Source organism: Pseudonocardia sp. Cha107L01 (assembly GCF_052566575.1).
On sequence record NZ_CP199579.1, the window covers coordinates 4962782 to 4981745 of the forward strand.

General features: G+C 71.9%; 13 protein-coding genes. 6 read left to right on the plus strand and 7 right to left on the minus strand.

Translation table 11 applies throughout. The annotated features are described in order from the left end of the window. Positions 1–11 precede the first annotated feature (11 nt). The 4 genes from ACTXG6_RS23270 to glgX form a co-directional block, all read right to left on the minus strand. On the minus strand, positions 12–1190 hold the full coding sequence (locus ACTXG6_RS23270; protein WP_445181474.1) for an ABC transporter permease: 1179 nt from the start codon (positions 1188–1190) through the stop codon (positions 12–14). After that, the gene (locus ACTXG6_RS23275) at positions 1187–2776 is read right to left on the minus strand and encodes a sugar ABC transporter ATP-binding protein (RefSeq protein WP_445181475.1); all 1590 of its coding nucleotides are present in this window, start codon (positions 2774–2776) and stop codon (positions 1187–1189) included. Before ACTXG6_RS23275 ends, ACTXG6_RS23270 begins: the two co-directional genes overlap by 4 nt. A 265-nt stretch (positions 2777–3041) precedes the next feature. Then, entirely contained in the window at positions 3042–5462 is a 2421-nt protein-coding gene (gene treY / locus ACTXG6_RS23280) for a malto-oligosyltrehalose synthase (RefSeq protein ID WP_445181476.1), read from the minus strand. Positions 5463–5496: 34 nt separating this feature from the next. After that, on the minus strand, positions 5497–7650 hold the full coding sequence (glgX, locus tag ACTXG6_RS23285) for a glycogen debranching protein GlgX (RefSeq protein WP_445181477.1): 2154 nt from the start codon (positions 7648–7650) through the stop codon (positions 5497–5499). 170 nt (positions 7651–7820) lie between these two features. Here glgX and ACTXG6_RS23290 point away from each other — a divergent pair, with 170 nt between their 5' ends. The 6 genes from ACTXG6_RS23290 (at position 7821) to ACTXG6_RS23315 (ending at position 14427) form a co-directional block, all read left to right on the plus strand. Then, complete coding sequence (locus ACTXG6_RS23290) at positions 7821–8246, plus strand: HIT family protein (RefSeq protein ID WP_445181478.1); 426 nt, start codon at positions 7821–7823, stop codon at positions 8244–8246. After that, positions 8246–8896 (plus strand): histidine phosphatase family protein, encoded by a 651-nt coding sequence (locus ACTXG6_RS23295; RefSeq protein ID WP_445181479.1) that lies wholly within the window; start codon positions 8246–8248, stop codon positions 8894–8896. The genes ACTXG6_RS23290 and ACTXG6_RS23295 overlap by 1 nt, the downstream gene beginning before the upstream one ends. A gap of 612 nt (positions 8897–9508) precedes the next feature. After that, a complete protein-coding gene (locus ACTXG6_RS23300; RefSeq protein ID WP_445181480.1) occupies positions 9509–10747 on the plus strand; it encodes a diguanylate cyclase in 1239 nt (412 codons plus the stop codon). 609 nt (positions 10748–11356) lie between these two features. Continuing rightward, complete coding sequence (locus ACTXG6_RS23305; protein ID WP_445181481.1) at positions 11357–12529, plus strand: 5-methyltetrahydropteroyltriglutamate--homocysteine methyltransferase; 1173 nt, start codon at positions 11357–11359, stop codon at positions 12527–12529. A 178-nt stretch (positions 12530–12707) separates the two neighbouring features. Continuing rightward, the gene (locus ACTXG6_RS23310) at positions 12708–13577 is read left to right on the plus strand and encodes a MaoC/PaaZ C-terminal domain-containing protein (protein ID WP_445181482.1); all 870 of its coding nucleotides are present in this window, start codon (positions 12708–12710) and stop codon (positions 13575–13577) included. Between the two features lie 28 nt (positions 13578–13605). After that, positions 13606–14427, plus strand: a complete 822-nt coding sequence (locus ACTXG6_RS23315; protein WP_445181483.1) for a TrmH family RNA methyltransferase — start codon at positions 13606–13608, stop codon at positions 14425–14427. A gap of 27 nt (positions 14428–14454) precedes the next feature. Here ACTXG6_RS23315 and ACTXG6_RS23320 read toward each other — a convergent pair whose 3' ends face one another. The 3 genes from ACTXG6_RS23320 to ACTXG6_RS23330 form a co-directional block, all read right to left on the minus strand. Beyond that, the gene (locus tag ACTXG6_RS23320) at positions 14455–16482 is read right to left on the minus strand and encodes a prolyl oligopeptidase family serine peptidase (protein WP_445181484.1); all 2028 of its coding nucleotides are present in this window, start codon (positions 16480–16482) and stop codon (positions 14455–14457) included. Then, on the minus strand, positions 16479–17732 hold the full coding sequence (locus ACTXG6_RS23325; RefSeq protein ID WP_445181485.1) for an MFS transporter: 1254 nt from the start codon (positions 17730–17732) through the stop codon (positions 16479–16481). The genes ACTXG6_RS23320 and ACTXG6_RS23325 overlap by 4 nt, the downstream gene beginning before the upstream one ends. Positions 17733–17817: 85 nt before the next feature. Next, the gene (locus tag ACTXG6_RS23330; RefSeq protein ID WP_445181486.1) at positions 17818–18957 is read right to left on the minus strand and encodes a serine hydrolase domain-containing protein; all 1140 of its coding nucleotides are present in this window, start codon (positions 18955–18957) and stop codon (positions 17818–17820) included. Positions 18958–18964 lie beyond the last annotated feature (7 nt).

The following is an 18964-nucleotide window of genomic DNA, read 5'->3' on the forward strand; positions in this document are numbered from 1 at the left end:
TATCCCCCTTCTTAGGAACTCACGGACGCGGGTCTGAGCCGCTGCAGGCCGGCGGCGAGCACGATGACCAGGCCGATGATCAGGAGCTGGATGTTCGAGTCGATGTTGTTCAGCGCCAGGATGTTGCGCAGCACGCCGACCAGCAGCGCCCCGGCCACCGTGCCGACCACCGAGCCCCGGCCGCCCATCAGGCTGGTGCCGCCGATCACCACGGCGGCGATGGCGTCCAGCTCGTACATGGCGCCGTCGTTCGGCGCGCCGAAGTTGAGCTGCCCGGCGTGCACCAGTCCGGCCAGCGCGGCGAGCACCCCGCAGATCCCGAAGACCGCGATCTTCACCCGGGTGACCGGTACACCGGAGAGCCGGGCCGCCTTCTCGTTGCCGCCGATCGCGTAGACGTGCCGGGAGAACGCGCTGACCCGCAGCAGCACGATGGCCAGCACGGCGACCACGATGAAGATCAGCGCCGGGATCGGTACCAGGCCGTTGAACGTCCGCTCGCCGAGCAGGGAGAACACCACCGGCGCCTGTCCAGGACCGTCGCCGTAGGTGATCGAGATACCTTGGCCGCCGGACCAGATCCGGGCCAGGCCACGGGCGATCTGCATGCCGGCCAGCGTGACGATGAACGCCTGGATGCCGAACTTGGCGACGGAGAACCCCTGCAGCAGGCCGAACCCCAGGCCGATGGCGAGCACCAGCAGCACGGTGACGGCGACACCGAGGTCGTTGTTCACCAGCAGGGTGGCCGCGCCGACGCTGGCCAGACCGAGCACCGAGCCGACCGACAGGTCGATGCCGCCGACCAGGATCACCAGCGTCATCCCGACCGACAGGATGCCGATCTCGGAGATCGAGCGCACCACGTTGAACAGGTTCTGCGAGTCCAGGAACACCAGCTCGCCGTCGCGGCTCGGGGACAGCGCGGCGGCGGCGACAAACACCAACACCAGGCCGAACAGGCTCTGGAACTTGAACAGCGTGGCGGCGATCCGTGCGACGCGGCCGGGAAGCTGCCCGTCCGGCGACTCGCCGGCAGGCGCGCTGCCGCCCGGCGACTCGCCGTCGCCCGGCGACTCGCTGCCGCCCGGCGACTCGGTGCCGGCCGGGGTCTCGCCGTCGGTCGGGGTCGGTAGGTCGGGCGTGGCGCCGGCGGCCTGCTCCTCTTCGGTCCTGGTGTGCTCGGTCATCCGGCTTCTCCCAGCGCCGGTTCCGGCGGTCGCGCACCCTCGCCCATCGCGCCCTCGCCCATCGCCGACGCGAGCAGCGTGGCCTCGCTGACCCCAGCCGTGTCGAGCTCCCGCACGCTGCGGCCGCCGCGCAGCACGACCACCCGGTCGCAGACGCCGATCAGCTCCGCCGGCTCCGAGGAGGCGAGCAGCACCCCCACCCCTTCGCCGGCGATCTCGCCGAGCAGCCGGTAGATCTCCGCCTTGGCGCCGATGTCCACGCCCCTGGTCGGCTCGTCGAGCAGCAGCAGGGTCGGCTCGGTGAGCAGGCCGCGACCGAGCACGACCTTCTGCTGGTTGCCGCCGGACAGCGAGCCGACCGGGCTGCTCATCGAGGCCAGCTTCACGCTGAGCCGCTCGGTGGTCCGCCGGGTGAGGGCCTGTTCGGTGGACCGGGACACCACGCCCAGCTTCGCGATCCGGCCGACCACCGAGAGCACCGTGTTGGCCAGCACGGAGTGGTCCAGCGCGAGCCCGGCGATCCGGCGGTCCTCCGGTACGAACGCGAACCCCAGCCGCAGCGCCTGCCGAGGCCCGGTCGGGCGCACCGGCCGGTCGGCGAGCAGCACCCGCCCGGTCCAGTGCCCCTTCAGCCCGAGACCGAACAGCGTTTCCAGCAGCTCGGTGCGCCCGGAGCCGAGCAGGCCGGCCAGCCCGACGATCTCGCCCCGGCGCACCCGCAGGCTGATCCCGGCCGGATCGCGCCGGCCGGCGCGCGGGCGCCGGGGGATGACCACCAGGTTCTCCACCCGCAGGAGCTCGTCCGCCTCGGCCACCGGCCGGTGCGTGCCGGCCCGGAACATCTGGTGCAGCGGCCGGCCGACCATCGCCTCGGAAGCCTGCGTCGCGGTCATCGAACGGGCGTCGAACTCGGCGACCACCGACCCGTTGCGCAGTACCGTCGCCCGGTCGGCCACCCGGCCGATCTCGTCCATCCGGTGCGAGATGTACACGATGCCGGTACCCGCCCCGCGCAGCTCGCCGATCACCCCGAACAGCTGGTCGACCTCGTGGCTGGACAACGCCGAGGTGGGCTCGTCCATGATCAGGATGCGCGCGTCTAGGGAGAGTGCCTTGGCGATGGTGACCAACTGCTGCTCGCCGGTGCGCAGCTGTTCCACCGGTCGGCGCGGGTCCAGCCGGACTCCGGCGCGGGCCAGCAGCCGGGCGGTGTCCCGGACCATCCGGCGCACGTCGACGGTGCGCAGCCGGGTCCGCGGCTCGCGGCCGAGCCAGACGTTCTCCGCGATGGACAACGCGGGCACCAGGTCCAGCTCCTGGTGGATCATCGCGATGCCGGCGCGCTGCGCGTCCACCGGGCTGCTCAACGCCACCGGCCGACCGTCGATCCGGATCTCGCCCCGGTAGCCGCTCACCTCACCGCAGAGCACCTTCATCAGGGTGGACTTGCCAGCGCCGTTCTCCCCGAGCAGCGCGTGCACCTCGCCGGGCCGGATGCTGAAGTCGACGCCGCGCACGGCGTGCACCCCACCGTAGGACTTGCTCACGCCGATCATGTCGACCGATGCGCCCGGCTTGCCGTCCATCACACCTCACGCCGAAGCAGCCGCTCGAGTCTCTGCTCGATCTCTCGATCGCTGAGGAAGGGCGAGAAAACGATTACTCGGCGAAGCTAGGTCCCCCCGACCACTGTGTCAAGCGTCACTCCGCCGGGTGATCCGCGGCCAGTCCGCGGCGGCCGTTCGGTAGGTCCGTGCGGCCGCGCTCGGCCGCCGAGATCGACAGGACGGTCGTCCTCCGACCCTGGCGGCAGCCATGGTGTCGATCTCGGCGGGAACCCGACGAGCTCCCCTAGGCAGGGCGGACCAGGAGGGCGACCGGGTACTGGGCCAGCAGCTCGCCCAGCCGGGGTGCCGAACCCCGCACCGACTCGCCGGTGATCACGTCGGTCCAGTCGGCGGCGCCGTCCGGCAGCGCCAGCGTGGTGTCGCTCCAACCGCCCCGTGCGGCCAACCCGACGGGGAGCCGGGTGGCGACCGCGACCACGCCGGCATCGCGGGCGAACGCGACCGCGTGCCCGGCGGCCGGGCCGTCCGCGACCAGTGCTCGGTAGCCGTCGAACAGCTCGGGCCGCCACCGGCGCAGCCGCAGCGCGGACGCGGTGACCAGCAGCTTGGCCGCCCCGGTCTCGTCCACCGGGGGTAGCCAGTGGTCGTCGAGGCGGGCCAGCAGGGCGCGGCGTGTGGCGAAGTCGACCGGGCGCCGGTTGTCCGGGTCGACCAGCGAGTACTCGAAGCACTCGGTGCCCTGGTAGACGTCCGGCACGCCCGGCCCGGCCAGCTGCACCAGCTTCTGGCCCAGCGAGTTGGACCAGCCGGCCGGGGCGATCCGGGCCACGAACTCCTCGATCGAGGCGACGGTCGCCGGATCGGCAAGCACCGCCGCCGGCCACTCGGCGATCGCCGCGTCCACCTCGGGCACCGGGTCCACGTGGCTGGTCGCCAGCTTGGCTTCCTTGGCGGCCTTGAGCAGGTAGGCGGACATCCGCTCGGCGGTGATCGGCCAGGCGCCGACGAGGCACTGCCAGGCCAGCAGCTCCAGCGACCGCTCCGGCAGCGGGTGCGCCGCCGCCCAGCCGCGCACCGCCGAGGCCCACTCGCCGGGCAGCTCGGCCAGCACCGCCAGCCGGGCCCGGACGTCCTCGGAGCGCTTGGTGTCGTGCGTGGACAGGGTGGTCATGCTGGCCGGTGTGGCGGCCTGTCTGGCGGTGGCGCCGGCGTGCAGGTCCGCCACCGAGATCCCGAACTGGGCCGGGTCGCCACCGACCTCGTTCAGTGCGACCAGCCGGTTCCACCGGTAGAAGGCGGTGTCCTCGACACCCTTCGCGGTCACCATCCCGGAGGTCTGCTGCACCCGCCGGGCCAGCTCGCCGTCCGGCTCGGCCAGCATCCGCAGGTAAAGCTGCTCCAGTGGCTCGGTCAGGTCCGGCCGGTTGGTCCGCGCCACCGACAGGGCCACGTCCAGCGCGCTGCGCCCCTCCGGCAGGTAGGAGCGGTAGACCGGGAACGAGCACAGCAGCTCGGCCACCGCCTCGACCGCCTTGGCCGGGTCGCCGTCGACGGGGGTCTCGGCCTCGGCGGCGGTGTCGCTGCCGCTGTCGGTGCCGCTGTCGGGTTCGCTGTGAGTGCCTCCCGGGCCGCCGGTGGTCGGCGAGGGCAGCAGCCGGGCGATCCGGCGCACCTCGGCGGCCAGGATGCTGCCCGCCACCTCGCGCCGGGCCCGGCGTTCCACGGTGTGCGCGGCCAGCCGCTCGCCGGTGTGCTCGGCGGCGAACTGGGTGAGCAGCCCGGCGCCGGCCGGGTCCACGAACACCCCGCAGATCTCGCGCAGGGCCTCGTAGCCGGTCGTGCCGTCCACCGGCCAGGACGCCGGCAGCGTCTCGCCGACACCGAGGATCTTCTCCACCAGCAGCCAGCGGTCGGGGCCGAGCGCGGCGCGCAGCCGGCGCAGGTACCCGCCCGGGTCGGTGAGCCCGTCGGGGTGGTCCACCCGCAGCCCGTCCACCTCACCGGCGGCCACCCAGCGCAGCACCTCGCGGTGCACGGCCTCGAACACCACCGGGTCCTCCACCCGCACGGCGGCGAGGTCGGAGACGTCGAAGAACCGCCGGTAGGTCAGCTCGGCGGCGCCGCGGCGCCAGGACACCAGCCGGTAGTGCTGCCGGGCGTGCACCTCGCGCGGGGAGCCGTCGTCGGCGCTGCCGTGCGCCACCGGGAACAGGTGCTCGTAGTAGCGCAGCCCGGGGTAGCCGTGCTCGTCGCGGACCACCTCGAGCCGTTCCAGCTCGGCGTCCTCGTCGGCCTCCGACGCCGCTCCGAGCACCGGCAGCAGCAGCGGCCCGGCCGCCCAGTCGATGTCGAAGTACGTCGCGTAGGCGGAGTCGCGCCCGTGCACCAGCACATCGGACCACCACGGGTTGGCGGTCGGCACCGCGACGCCGACGTGGTTGGGCACGATGTCGACCAGCAGGCCCAGCCCGGCCGCGCGCACGGCGGCCACCATCTGCTGGCGGCCCTGCTCGCCGCCCCGTTCGGTGGATGCCCTGGTCGGGTCGGCCACGTCGTAGCCGTGGTTGGACCCGGGGGCGGCCTGGAGCATCGGCGAGGCGTACAGCGCACCCACGCCGAGCTCGGCGAGGTAGTCGGTGAGCTCGGCGGCCTGGGTGAAGGTGAAGCCGGCGTGCAGCTGCAGCCGGTAGGTCGAGGTGGGCACCTGCGGTCGCGTGGCGCGGTCTGTCGGCACAGCTCTAGTCCGTTCGTTGCAGCACGAGCAGGGAGCGGGACGGCACGGTCATCGTGCTGCCCTCGGTTAGGGTCTCCGGCTCGTGAGCCACGATGCCGGGCGCGTCGGACAGCGTGTGCACCTCGCCGACGGCGGTGTCGACCACCACGGCCCACGGGCCGCCGTACCGCTCACCGGGCAGGGTGACCTCGATGTCCTCGGAGGAGGCGTTGAAGCAGAGCAGGAACGAGTCGTCGAGGATCCGGTCGCCGCGCTCGTCGACGTCCGGGATGCCGTCGCCGTTGAGGAACACCGTGACGCACTGACCGAAGCCCGACGACCAGTCCCGGTCCGTCATCTCCTCGCCGGACGGGGTGAACCAGGCGATGTCGTTGAGCTCATCCGTGTCCGCCGCGCCGCGGACCAGCGAGCGACCGGAGAAGAACCGGCGGCGCCGGAAGATCGGGTGCGCGGCCCGGACCGCGGCCACCCCGGCGGTGAAACCGAGCAGCCCGGCGTTCTTGTCGGCCAGCTCCCAGTCCATCCAGGACACCTTGTTGTCCTGGCAGTAGACGTTGTTGTTGCCGCCCTGGGTGCGGCCCAGCTCGTCACCGTGCAGCAGCATCGGCACGCCCTGGCTGAACAGCAGGGTGGCGATGAAGTTGCGCTGCTGGCGCTCGCGCAGCTCGAGCACCGCCTGGTCGTCGGTGGGACCCTCCACCCCGCAGTTCCAGGACCGGTTGTGGCTCTCGCCATCGTTGCCGCCCTCGCCGTTGGCGTCGTTGTGCTTCTCGTTGTAGGACACCAGGTCGGCCATGGTGAAGCCGTCGTGCGCGGTGACGAAGTTGATCGACGCGTAGGGCCGGCGGCCGTCGTGCTGGTACAGGTCCGAGGAGCCGGTGAGCCGGGAGGCGAACTCGCCGAGGGTGCCCGGCTCGCCCCGCCAGAAGTCGCGGACGGTGTCCCGGTACTGGCCGTTCCACTCGCTCCACAGCGGCGGGAAGTTGCCCACCTGGTAGCCGCCGGGGCCGATGTCCCACGGCTCGGCGATCAGCTTGACCTGGCTGATCACCGGGTCCTGCTGGATCAGGTCGAAGAACGTGCTCAGCCGGTCCACGTCGTAGAACTCCCTGGCCAGCGCCGAGGCCAGGTCGAACCGGAACCCGTCCACGTGCATGTCCAGCACCCAGTAGCGCAGCGAGTCCATGATCAGCTGCAGGGTGTGCGGGTTGCGCACGTTGAGCGAGTTCCCGGTGCCGGTGTAGTCCAGGTAGTACTGCTTGTCGTTCTCCACCAGCCGGTAGTAGGCCGGGTTGTCGATGCCCCGCATGGACAGCGTCGGGCCCATGTGGTTGCCCTCGGCGGTGTGGTTGTAGACCACGTCGAGGATGACTTCGATGCCGGCCTGGTGCAGCGCCCGGACCATCGACTTGAACTCCCGGACCTGGCCGCCGGGGCGCAGGTCGGAGGCGTAGCCGTGGTACGGCGCGAGGAAGGCGACGGTGTTGTAGCCCCAGTAGTTCGCCAGCCCCTTCTCCTCGAGGTGGTGGTCGTTGAGGAACTCGTGCACCGGCATCAGCTCGACGGCGGTCACCCCGAGCCGCTGCAGGTGCTCGATCATCGTGGGGTGGGCCAGCCCGGCGTAGCTGCCGCGCTCCTCCTCCGGGATGTCCGGGTGCGCGATGGTCAGGCCCTTGACGTGCGCCTCGTAGATGAGCGTCTCGTGGTACGGCGTCTTGGGCGGCCGGTCCGAGCCCCAGTCGAAGTACGGGTTCACCACGACGGACTTGGGCACGTGCAGCGCGGAGTCGTTGTCGTTGCGCTCGCCCGGGGACGCGAACTGGTAGCCGAACACCGCCTCGTCCCAGTCCACCCCGCCGTCCACCGCCTTCGTGTACGGGTCGATGAGCAACTTGTTCGGGTTGCAGCGGGTGCCGGTGGCCGGGTCGTACGGCCCGTGCACCCGGTAGCCGTAGCGCTGGCCGGGTTCCACGCTGGGCAGGTAGCCGTGCCAGACGAAGCCGTCGACCTCGCGGAGCCGGATGGCCTCCTCGTTGCCAGCCTCGTCGAACAGACACAGGTCGACCCGGTCGGCGATCTCGGAGAACACCGCGAAGTTGGTACCCGCGCCGTCGTAGCTGGCGCCGAGCGGATACGCGCTTCCCGGCCAGGGCTGCATTACATCTCTCCTTGCTGCGAACGAACCCGGTCAGGTGCCGACCGGGGTCGGTTGGGGGTACAGGCTAGCTGGGGTGGTCGTGGTGGCCGACGCGCGCGCTCATCGCGGCGACGGCCGTCGACTAATGTCCGAGGGGGTCCGTCGACTGGGCCACGGGGGAAGGAAAGCCGATGGCAACACTGTTCACCAAGATCATCGAGGGCGAGTTGCCGGGACGGTTCGTCTGGCGTGACGACGTGTCGGTCGGGTTCCTGTCCATCAACCCGATGGGCCCGGGCCACACCCTGGTCGTGCCGCGCGCCGAGGTCGACCACTGGGTGGACGCCGACGATACGCTGCTCGGCCACCTGCACGGGGTCAGCCACCGGATCGCCGAGGCGGTCCAGGCGGTCTGGCAGCCGCCCCGGGTGGCGCTGATCATCGCCGGCTTCGAGGTGCCGCACCTGCACCTGCACGTGTTCCCGGCCTGGGGGCTGGGGGACTTCGACTTCCGCAACGCCCAGACCAGCCCGGACCCCGGCGAGCTGGACAAGAACGCGGACGCGTTGCGCGCCGCGCTGCGCGACGCCGGCCACAGCGACCAGGTACCAGCCTAGTGCGACTGATCCTGGTCCGGCACGCCCTGCCGAACCGTGCGTTGGGCGGCGTGGCCGCCGCGCGGGAGGCCGGGGGAGAGCCCGGCGCCGGCCCCGCGCTGACCGAGCTGGGGCACCGGCAGGCCGCCAGGGTGGCCGAGGCGCTGGCCGCTGAGCCGCTGGCCGCGCTCTACACCAGCCCGCTGCTGCGGGCCCGGCAGACGGGGGAGCCGCTGGCCAGAGCGCGCGAGATGGCGCTGCTCACCGTGCCGGGGCTGGCCGAGTACGACGCCGGGGAGGGCCACTACATCCCGGTGCACGAGATGCCCCAGGCGGACCCGGCGGCCTGGCAGCGGATGCTCGACGGGCAGCTGCCGGAGTACGTGGACGTGGCGGCCTTCCAGACCAGGGTGGAGCGCGCCCTGACCGACATTGCCGACGCCCACCAGGGCACCGAGACGGTCGTCTGCTTCGCCCACGCCGGGACCATCAACGTCTACCTGGCGGCGCTGCTCGGACTGGACCGGCCGCTCACCTTCCCGCTGGACTACACCGGCATCACCCGGGTCAGCGTGTCCCGGGGCGGCCGCCGCTCGGTGCGCACCGTCAACGAGCTCGCGCACGTGGCCGACCTGCTCGACCCGGCCGGGGTGAGGACTGGGGACAACTGAGCTCGGCCTGGCGCCGGTGGCGGGCCGCCGCCGGTATCCGAGGGGTCGGATCTGGCGGCGCGCCCATCTCCAGCGGCGGCTGAGCGGTGTGGATCACCAGTGGCGGTTGTCCATCGGGACACCTCCTTCACATTGTCGTGCGGTGGGCCTGGCCCGGTGTCTCACCAGTGCCGGTTGTCCATGGCGCAGCTCCTTTCCGGTCCATTTGTTCGGCGCCTTTTCGGGTCGTCAGTTCCAATGCTTGTTGGACATAGCTGTTCCCTCCTCAACTATTCGCGCCAATGGTTGTCCACCAATTTTCACCAGTGGCGATTACGCATTTCGGCACCCTCCTTCCGATAAAGTGGGGTCACCGTCCATCGGTCAGTGCCAGTGCTTGTTCCGCACGGGGCTCACCTCCTTCGCGGGTGGACACGCTCGCCGTGACAGCAACGCGCGCACGGGCTACTCTCACGTCACGTGATGCTCGGGTCACAATGAGTATGAGTCCGAGTGTGAATCTCGACTGAGCTGGGAGAACACATGGAGGCAGAGCCGTCACCGGCTCGCCCGTGGCAGCTCACCCGATGGGCGGTCTGGGCTCTCCCCAATCGGGTCCTGACGTCGGTCCTATTGGTCGAACTCACCGCGTTCGGCCTGTTCCTGGTGGATACTTCGCGTGGCTCGTTCACCCAGTTGGCCCTATTCGGCACCCTGATGCTGAGTGTGCTGGGAGTGCTGCACACCGAGATAGCTGTCGGCCTGGAGCGGCTGCGCCGCCAGGTTGCCGACACCCCGCACGGCGACCTTAGCTCGGTCTGGACGTTCGCGGCCGCCGTCCTGCTGCCGCCGGCGCTGACCACCGTGGTGGTCTTGGTCATATTTACCCACCAGTGGTTCCGGGTGTGGCGCTCGATTCGGGTCCCGGCCTACCGGCACATCTTCAGCACGGCGACCGTGGTGCTGGCCTGCCACGCGGCCGCGGCGGTGCTGGGCTACGCCGGCGGTGGCGGATTGCGTGGATTGGACGGTCCGCGCGAATTGCTCACCGTCGCAATGGCGATCCTGGCCTATGCGACGGTGAACACCGGCCTGGTGGCGGCCGCAATTGCGCTGAGCGCACCGTTGCCCCGGCCCAGCCCGGCTCAGCTCATCGGGCATTGGGACGACAACATGCTGGAACTGGCCACCCTGTGCCTCGGCGCGCTGGCCGCTTTCGCGCTCGGCTCCAACCCGTGGCAGGTGCCGCTGGTGATGGCGCCGCTGCTCGTGCTGCACCGCGCGGTGCTGGTCCGCCAGTTGGAAGAGGTGGCCAGCACGGACAGCAAGACCGGGCTGCTCAACGCCGCGGCCTGGCACACGCAGGCGGCTAAGGAGCTGCGCCGGGCCCAGCGCGGGCGTACCAGCGCGGCGGTCCTGATCCTGGACCTCGACCACTTCAAGTCGGTGAACGACGACCATGGGCACCTCGCCGGTGACGAGGTGCTCAGTGCGGTCGCCTCGGCACTGCGCGCGGAGGTCCGTGAGCACGACCTGGTCGGCCGGTTCGGCGGCGAGGAGTTCGTGGTGCTGCTCCCGGAGCTGGGCCGCGAGCTCGACGGCTCCGGTGAGCTGCACGCGATCGCCGAGCGGATCCGGCACCGGATCAGCACGCTGTCCGTGGTGGTCTCCACCCCGCACGGCTCGCTGACCATCGCCGGGCTGTCGGTCTCGGTGGGCGGCGCGGCGTTCCCGGAGCACGGCGCCGGCCTGGAGAACCTCATGGACGCCGCTGACACCGCGCTGTACGCCGCGAAGCGCGACGGTCGGAACGCGGTGCGCATCGCCGAACTGTCCGAGCTGCCCCGCCAGCGTGCGCCCGGCCGGCGCTGACGTCCTGAGTCGGAAGTTCCCGGGACCGGCCGACCGTTCACCGCCTCGCCCGTGGCGTCGGGCTGCCGCACCGCGCCGGGACGTCCGACCGGAGCGGGGGCGGGGTCGCTCGGCGCGCCGAGTGGGAGGACTGGAGCGATTCCCGTGAGGGGTCGAGCCGTTCGTCGCGCCGTTGTGCGCGGCAAGCTAACGGGAGGCAACTTCGGGATTGACCGCCGTGGTTGTCCGGTAGCTTTGCTCACGGATCAGTGACGACGCGATAACGAACGGGATACGGACGCCCCCCGACGTCCGCCGGACCCCCGGCCGGCAATCCTCCTCGAGTCACTGATCCGGCTGAAGGTTCGTGACGCGGCGCTCCCCCTTGTGCTCGCGGTGCGCACCGGGTGCCCCCGTCGCCGGGACTGGTCCTGGCGGCGGGGGCCGGCGGCCCTCCGCATCCGGTTCCCGGTGCTGGATCAAGATCATTCGTTGACGTGACGCACGTCACCCGGGTACAGTCCGCATCCCACGAGAGAGACAAATCTGTCTCATGCGTATGCGCAGTCCTGTGCCACCAGTCAATGCGGACTGAGCTAGCTGACTGAGCGACCGGAGTGATGACGACCCATGAGCGACTACGACCCCAGGACCAGCACCGGAATTCCCACCGAACCTGTCGGCTCGCTGCCTCGACCGGCCAGGCTGCAGGCCGCCTACGCGTCCTACGACGCCGGCGAGATCAGTAAGGAACAGCTTGAGGGCGAGCAGGAGGAGGCCGTCAAGGACTCGATCCAGCGCTCGGAGGCGACCGGCGCCCCGATCATCTCCGACGGCGAGCAGCGGTGGTCCAGCTTCGCCACCTACCCGATCGCGGACACCCTGGCCGGCACCGGCCTGGCGCCCAGCCTCGGCCCGGGCGGCCAGTACTTCGCGATCTTCGCCGACGGGCACGGCCGCCAGCTGCCCAAGCTCGAGCGCGGCCCGTTCGCGTACAACCACTACGCAGCCGACTCGCTCAAGAAGTCTCTGCCGTACGCGAACCGACCGATGAAGCAGGCGGTCATCGCGCCGTCGATGCTCGCGCTGCTCTACCCGCTGGAGGACCCGGTGGAGGGCTACAGCCGGGACGACTTCGAGGCCGCGCTCATCGACGAGTGCGAGCGGGACATCCGCAAGGCGTTCGAGGCCGGCGCGGTGCGGGTGTCGGTGGACTTCACCGAGGGGCGCCTGGCGACCAGGGCCGACCCACGCAACCCGTGGACCGGCGCCGGGTTGCTGCCGCACTTCATCGAGCTCAACAACCGGGTGATGGCGCGCTTCACCCCCGAGGAGCGGGTGAACATCGGGGTGCACACCTGCCCCGGCGGCGACCGCGACTCGGTGCACAGCGCGGACGTGCCGTACAACAACCTGCTGCCGGAGATGTTCAAGATCAACGCCGGCTACTTCCTGATCCAGCTCAAGAGTGAGCGGGACAAGGACCCGGTGTTCGAGTCGATCGGCAAGTACCTGCGGGACGACGCGGACGGCGTGACTCCGATGGCCTACCTCGGCGTGATCAACCCGGGCAACCCGAGGGTGGAGACCGCCGGCGAGGTCCGCGACCAGCTGGTCCGCGCGGCCAACTTCATCGACCGCCAGCGCATCGGCGCGACCGACGACTGCGGCTTCTCCCCGTTCAGCATCGACGAGAAGCCCAACCACGGCTCGCCCGACTTCGCCCGCGACGTGGCCTTCGAGAAGATCAAGGCCCGGGTCGAGGGCGCCAGGGCGGCCGCCGAACAGCTCGGCGTGTCCTGATCTGCGCAAGCCTGACCGTCACGGCGTGACCGTCACGGCTTGATCGTCCACCCGGCCCCGGCTCGCCACGCGCGAGCCGGGGCCGGCCGGTGTCCGGGTCCGCGATCATGTGTCAGAGTGTCGGAGGTCAACGGCGCCAGGTGTGGCGTCGAGGTAGCCGCCGAATGGGGAGGACCGCGTGGGGATCGATCCGAGCAGTGTGGGTGCGACGGCCGGCCCGGATACCCGGAGCTGGGTCGACCGGGACACGCTCCTCTACGCGATCGGGGTGGGGGCGGGGCTGGACGAGCTCGCGTTCACCACGGAGAACTCGCACGACATTCCCCAGCGGGTGCTGCCCACGTACGGGGTGATCGCCTGCGGCCGGGTCGACGTGCTGGCCAAGGCCGGCGACATCAACTGGGGCAAGCTGGTGCACGGCTCGCAGAGCGTGCGGCTGCACAAGCCGCTGCCGGCGTCCGGTGAACTGGCGGTGACCAGCGAGATCGCCGACATCCAGGACAAGGGTGAGGGCAAGAACGCGATCATCACGGTGACCACGAAGGGCACCGACCCGGCGACCGGCGACGTGATCGCCGAGACCTCGTCCACCCTGGTGATCCGGGGCGCCGGCGGGTTCGGCGGCCAGCCGGGGCAGTCCCCGGCGAAGGTCGAGTACCCGGACCGCGAGCCCGATGCCCGGCGCGCCGAGACAACCCGGGAGGACCAGGCGCTGATCTACCGGCTGTCCGGGGACCGCAACCCGCTGCACAGCGACCCGTGGTTCGCCACCGAGCTGGCCGGCTTCCCCCGGCCGATCCTGCACGGCCTGTGCACCTACGGCTTCGCCGGCCGCGCCCTGCTGCACGAGGTCTGCGGCGGCGACCCGGCCCGGTTCGTGTCGATGTCGGCGCGGTTCTCCGCCCCGGTGTTCCCCGGCGAGACGCTGACCACCTCGGCGTGGCGCACCGGTGACGGGGTCGCGGTGTTCCGCACCGAGGCCGCCGGTCCGGGCGGGGAGAACCAGCGCGTGGTGCTGGCCGACGGCGTCCTCTCCTACACCGGCTGACCGGCCGCCCGAGCCGTCGGACCAGCACGTGACCCAGCCGTTCGTCAGTCAGATCACGAGTACCGCCAACCCCCGGATCAAGGGGCTGGCCAGGCTGCGCAGGCGCCGCTACCGCGAGGAGCGGGGCGAGACGCTGGTCGAGGGCTTCGAGGAGCTCTCCCTGGCACTCGCCGCCGGGGTCCGGCCGGTCACCGTGTACCACTGCGCGGAGCTGAGCCGTCCCGGTGAGCTCGAGGCGCTCGGGGCGCGCGCGGAGTTCGCCGAGGCCGAGCTGATCCAGGTCAACCGGGCGGTGTTCGACAAGATCGCGTACCGGGAGTCGCCGGACGGCTGGCTGGCCGTGCTGCCCTCGGTGCACACCGCGCTGGCCGACCTGCGCCCCGGTGCGGAGCCGCTGCTACTGGTCTGCGAGGGAGTGGAGAAGCCGGGCAACCTGGGCGCCATGCTGCGGACCGCCGACGCCGCCGGGGTGAGCGCGGTGATCGCCACCGACCCCGGTACCGACTGGGCCAACCCGAACGTGGTGCGGGCGAGCAAGGGTGCGGTGTACGCCCTGCCGGTGGTCTCGGCCGACACCGACGACGTGCTCGCCTGGCTGGCCGAGCGGGACATCCCGGTGGTGGCCGCGACCCCGGAGGCCAGCGCCGTGTACACCGAGCTGGACCTGCGCGGGCCGCTCGCCATCGCGGTGGGCTCGGAGAAGTACGGGCTCTCGCCGGCCTGGCTGGCCGCCGCGCGGCAGCGCGCGCTGATCCCGATGAGCGGCCTGGTCGACTCGCTGAACGTGTCCACCTCGGCGGCCATCCTGCTCTACGAGGCGGTCCGGCAGCGGTCCCGCCCGTCGGGCTGAGTTCCTGGCGGCTCGGTACCTGGCCGCTCAGTACAGCAGCTCGGGCACCTCGAACTCCTTGCCGAGCAGGTGCTGGTCCAGGAACGCGATCACCGTCTGGTACCAGAGCGCGGCATGCCGCGGCTTGAGGACCCAGTGGTTCTCGTCCGGGAAGTACAGGAACCGGTGCGGCTGGTTCTCCGGGTCGGCCTGCCGGGCGAGCAGCTCCCACCACAGCCGCAGCGCCTCGCCGATCGGAACCCGGTAGTCCTTGTCACCGTGGATCACCAGCATCGGCGTGGTGATCTTGTCGACGTGCGCGTGCGGGGTGTTGCGGCGGGCCATCTCCTCGGTCATCTCGGTCGTCCAGTAGTACGCGGCGTCGGTGGTCGGCCCGAACTGGTCGAGCGCCCACAGGCTGGCGTGCGAGACGATCGCGTCGAACCGGTCGGTGTGCCCGGCGATCCAGTTCGCCAGATAGCCGCCGAACGAGCCGCCCATCGCGGCGGTGCGGCTCGCGTCGACGTCCGGGCGGGCCTCGGCGGCGTCGGCCAGCGCGAGCACGTCAGTGTACGGCGCGTCGCCCCAGTCCGGCCAGCCGCGCTGCAGGAACGCCTGTCCGTAGCCGGTGGACAGCGCCGGGTCGGGCAGCAGCACGGCGTATCCCCGGGCCGCCAGCAGCCACGGGTTCCACCGCCAGTGCCAGGAGTTCCAGCTGGTCATCGGGCCGCCGTGCACCCACACCAGCAGGGGCGCCGGCTCCTCGGCGGCCCCGGTCGGCAGCACCAGCCAGCCGCGCAGCCCGGTGCCGTCCACGGCGGTGGCCTCGACCTCGGTCAGCGTGCCGGGCACCGAGGGCGCCTCGGCCGGCGCGGGCAGTGCCACCGGGTGCTGCCCGGCGGCGTGCGCATCCAGCCGGACCGGGGCGGGCGGCGCGTCCACCGCGTTGCGCAGGGCGTAGACGAACCGGCCGTCCGGGGACACCCTCGGGTCGCTGTACGCGCCGTTGTCGCCGGTCAGCCTGGTCAACGCGCCGTCCTCGGCCGACACCCGGAACAGTGGTGCCCGGCCCAGCTGGTCCGCCACCACGATCAGCGCGGCGGAGTCCGGCGTCCAGCGCACGTCGGCCGGCCAGTGGTCCCAGTCGGCGGTCAGCTCCCGCGGCGGCCCGCCGGCCAGCGGCACCAGCACCAGGTCCAGTCGCGGCGCCCTGGTCGGCGACGAACGGCGGGTCCGGGTCACGGCCACGGTCCGGCCGTCGGGGCTGATCCGGCCGTTGTTGAACTCGAAGTCGGGGTCGTCGAGCAGGGTGCGGCGGGCGCCGGAGGTGACGTCGAAGGCGACCAGGGTGCTCCGGCTCGCCCCGTGCGGCTCGGCGACCTGCCAGTCGGCGAGCACGGTGCCGCCGTCCGGGCTGATCGCGGTGGTCGTCTCCCGCAGCGCGGTGCCCGGCGTCGGGGTCAGGTCGTGCCACTCGGTGCGGCCGCCGTCGCCGGGTAGGTCGCCGACCAGCAGGCGGGCCTGGTCCGGGCCGAGGTCGTGGTCCCAGAACCGGACCGGGTAGCCGGAGTGCAGCATCGCGGTGACCTTGCCGTCGCGCCGGGCCGCGCGCCTCTTCTCGTCGTCCGCGCCGGTCAGCGCGCCGGGCAGGGTCATCGAGGTGACCAGCACGACGCCGGCCCCGGCGGCAGCGGCCGGGGCGGTGACGCCGCCGGGCCGCTCGCCCACCAACCTCGCCTCGCCGCCCTCGGCCGGGAGCAGCCAGAGCGCGGTCGGGGTGTCGTCGCCCGGTGTGGCGTCCGGGCCCGGCCGGGCGGCAACGAAGAGCAGATCGCCCGCCGAGGTGAACGCGGGGGAGCGCTCGCCCTTGCTGCCGTGGGTCAGCCGGCGTGCCGGGCGGCCGCCCGCCGGGTCGATCTCCCACAGGGCGGTGACGTACTCGTTCTGCTCCGGGTTCAGCTTGGCCACCGAGGTGACCAGCCGGGTCCCGTCCGGCGACAGCTCGAGCCCGGTGAGCCGGGGCAGCTCGAGAAACCCGGGCAGCTCGTCGAACGGGGTGTGCGCAGAGGTGGTCACCCATCCTTCTTAGTCGCCGTCACCTCGGGGGTCTCCCCCCGCGCGCTCTCGTCACCCGGCCGTGGTCGGCCGGGCCCGGCGGGGACGGCCCCGCGCAGCGCGAGCAGTGCCACCGCCGCCACCAGCAGCGACGACCCGGCGGCGGCGAAGGCCACCGCCGGGTGCACGTGGTAGAACGGCAACCAGACGACCGGGGCCAGCGCGGCGCCGCTGAACCGGAACGCGGAGACCGCCGAGAGCGCGCCGCCGCGGTTGGCCGGCACCGCGCGGATGGTGAGGTACTGCAGCGCGACGTTGAGCATCGAGGAACCCGCCCCGGCGGCAGTCCAGCACGCCGCCAGCACCCAGGGTGAGTCGGTGAGGCCGACCGAGGCCACGAACGCCGCCGTGACCACCGCGGCGGCCGCGCCACACCAGCGCGCGCTGGCCCGGTCGAGCAGGGTGCCCCACACAGCGCCGAGCAGCAGCCCGGCCAGCCCGAAGCCGAGCAGCGCGAGGCCGGTCAGGTCAGAGCGCAGCCGCAGGTGGTCCTCCGCGTACAGCGCGACCAGGAACGGCAGCCCGGAGCCGCCCAGGTAGGACACCAGTGCCCCGGTGGACAGCAGCGCCAGCCGACCGCTGAGCAGCGGACGCCAGCGGGGCGCGGCGGCACCCGGCCGGGCCGCACCGGGCGGTGGCGCCAGCGCGAGCAGCCCGGCCGCGGCGGCCACCGCGACGAATCCCCAGCGCCAGGAGGTCGCCGCCGCGACGCCGCCGATCAACGGTGCGAACGACTGGCCGGCGGCCTGGCAGCTGGCGAAGATCCCCACCGAGCGGCTGAGCCTGGCGACGGGAACCATGTCGGCGAGCCCGGCCAGCAACAGCGGCGAGGTGAACGCGTTGGCGACACCCTGCAGCCCGCGCATCGCGAGGAACACCGTGATGTCCGGGGCGAACGCGCAGATCAGCGAGGCGATCAGGTAGACCAGGTACGCCGCCAGCACCGTGTTGCGCCGGCCCCACCGCTCGCCGAGGGTGCCCGACACCAGCTGCACGGCGGCGAACGGCACGAAGTACACCGTCAACGAGAGAGCCACCGCGTTGGCCGAGACACCGAGGGACTGCCCGACCTGCGGCAGCATCGGTGCCACCACGCCACCGCCGAGTGGGCCCAGCGCGGCGCCGATGTAGACGGCGGCAATGCGGATCCGCCGGCGCAGCGAGCCTTCCCGAGCGTCGGTCACCTCGACCGACTGCGGTACGGCGTCCACGGATCCCCCGAGCGTGCGTGTCAGAGACTGCCCACGAGCCTAGACCGTTAGCGGTGCTTAGCACTTGGGCGGCCGGACTCGCCCGCTAGCGCAGCAGCGAGTACAGGCTGGTCAGATACGCCTTCGAGTTCGCCGAACCGAGAATGCCGGGGGACATCTTGTTCATCACGTAGACGAAGGTCATCCGGCGGTCCAGGTCGTTGACCACCATCGAGCCGCCCCAGCCGCCCCAGAAACAGATCCGGCCGTCCGGCAGCTCGGCGGTCGTGACCGGGGTCGGCAGGCCGTAGCCGATGCCGAACCGGAGGTGCTCGCCCAGTGCCAGGTCGACGCCGTCGGACTGCTTGTCGAAGATCCGCTCGATGGTGGCGGGGGAGAGCAGCCGGATCCCGCCGGTCTCGCCGCCGTGGCTGATCGCGGACTGGATGCGGGCGATCGAGCGGGCGTTGCCGTGCCCGTTCGCCGCGCCGATGTCGGCGCGCCGCCACTCCTCGGTCCAGGCGTACTCGGCGTTCGGTGGCGGGTTGGTGAACGTCCTGACCGCCACGCTGTCCATACCCAGCGCCGCCAGGTCCATCGGCAGCGGGGGCGGCGGCACCACGTTGGACACGCGCGGGAAGTGCACCGGGTCCAGCCCGATGTGGAAGTCCGCGCCGAGCGGGCCGGTCACCTCCCTGGCCAGGAACTCGCCGGGCCGCAGCCCGGTGATCCGCCGGACCACCTCGCCGACCAGGTGGCCCATGTTCAGCGCGTGGTAGCCGGACGCGGTGCCCGGCTCCCACCAGGGCTCCTGGGCGGCCAGCAGCGCCGTGGAGCGCTCCCAGTCGTAGAGGTCGGCGACCGTCACCGGCTGGGCCCAACTGGAGACCCCGGAGGTGTGCGAGAGCAGGTGCCGTACCTCGATGTCACCCTTGCCGGCGGCGCCGAACTCCGGCCAGTACCTGGCCACCTTCGCGTACGGGTCCAGCTCGCCCCGGTCCACCAGCATCAGGGCGATCAGCGCGACCATGGTCTTGGTGCTGGACCAGACGTTGGTGATGGTGTCCTCGGCCCAGGGCGTGGTGCGCTCCGGATCGGCCCAACCGCCCCACAGGTCCACCTCGCACTCGCCGTCGATGATCACGGCCAGGCACGCACCGAGCTCGTGGTCGGCGCCGAGCCGCTCGGCGAGCACGTCGCGGAGTGGTTCGAAGCGGGCGCTGCAGCTGCCCTGTACCTCGGTCATGGGTCTC

Excerpts from the sequence above, each read along its gene's own strand:
- ACTXG6_RS23270 (WP_445181474.1), bottom strand. The coding sequence starts at position 1,190 with ATGACCGAGCACACCAGGACCGAAGAGGAGCAGGCCGCCGGCGCCACG.
- ACTXG6_RS23275 (WP_445181475.1), bottom strand. The coding sequence starts at position 2,776 with ATGGACGGCAAGCCGGGCGCATCGGTCGACATGATCGGCGTGAGCAAG.
- glgX (WP_445181477.1), bottom strand. The coding sequence starts at position 7,650 with ATGCAGCCCTGGCCGGGAAGCGCGTATCCGCTCGGCGCCAGCTACGAC.
- ACTXG6_RS23290 (WP_445181478.1), top strand. The coding sequence starts at position 7,821 with ATGGCAACACTGTTCACCAAGATCATCGAGGGCGAGTTGCCGGGACGG.
- ACTXG6_RS23305 (WP_445181481.1), top strand. The coding sequence starts at position 11,357 with ATGAGCGACTACGACCCCAGGACCAGCACCGGAATTCCCACCGAACCT.
- ACTXG6_RS23330 (WP_445181486.1), bottom strand. The coding sequence starts at position 18,957 with ATGACCGAGGTACAGGGCAGCTGCAGCGCCCGCTTCGAACCACTCCGC.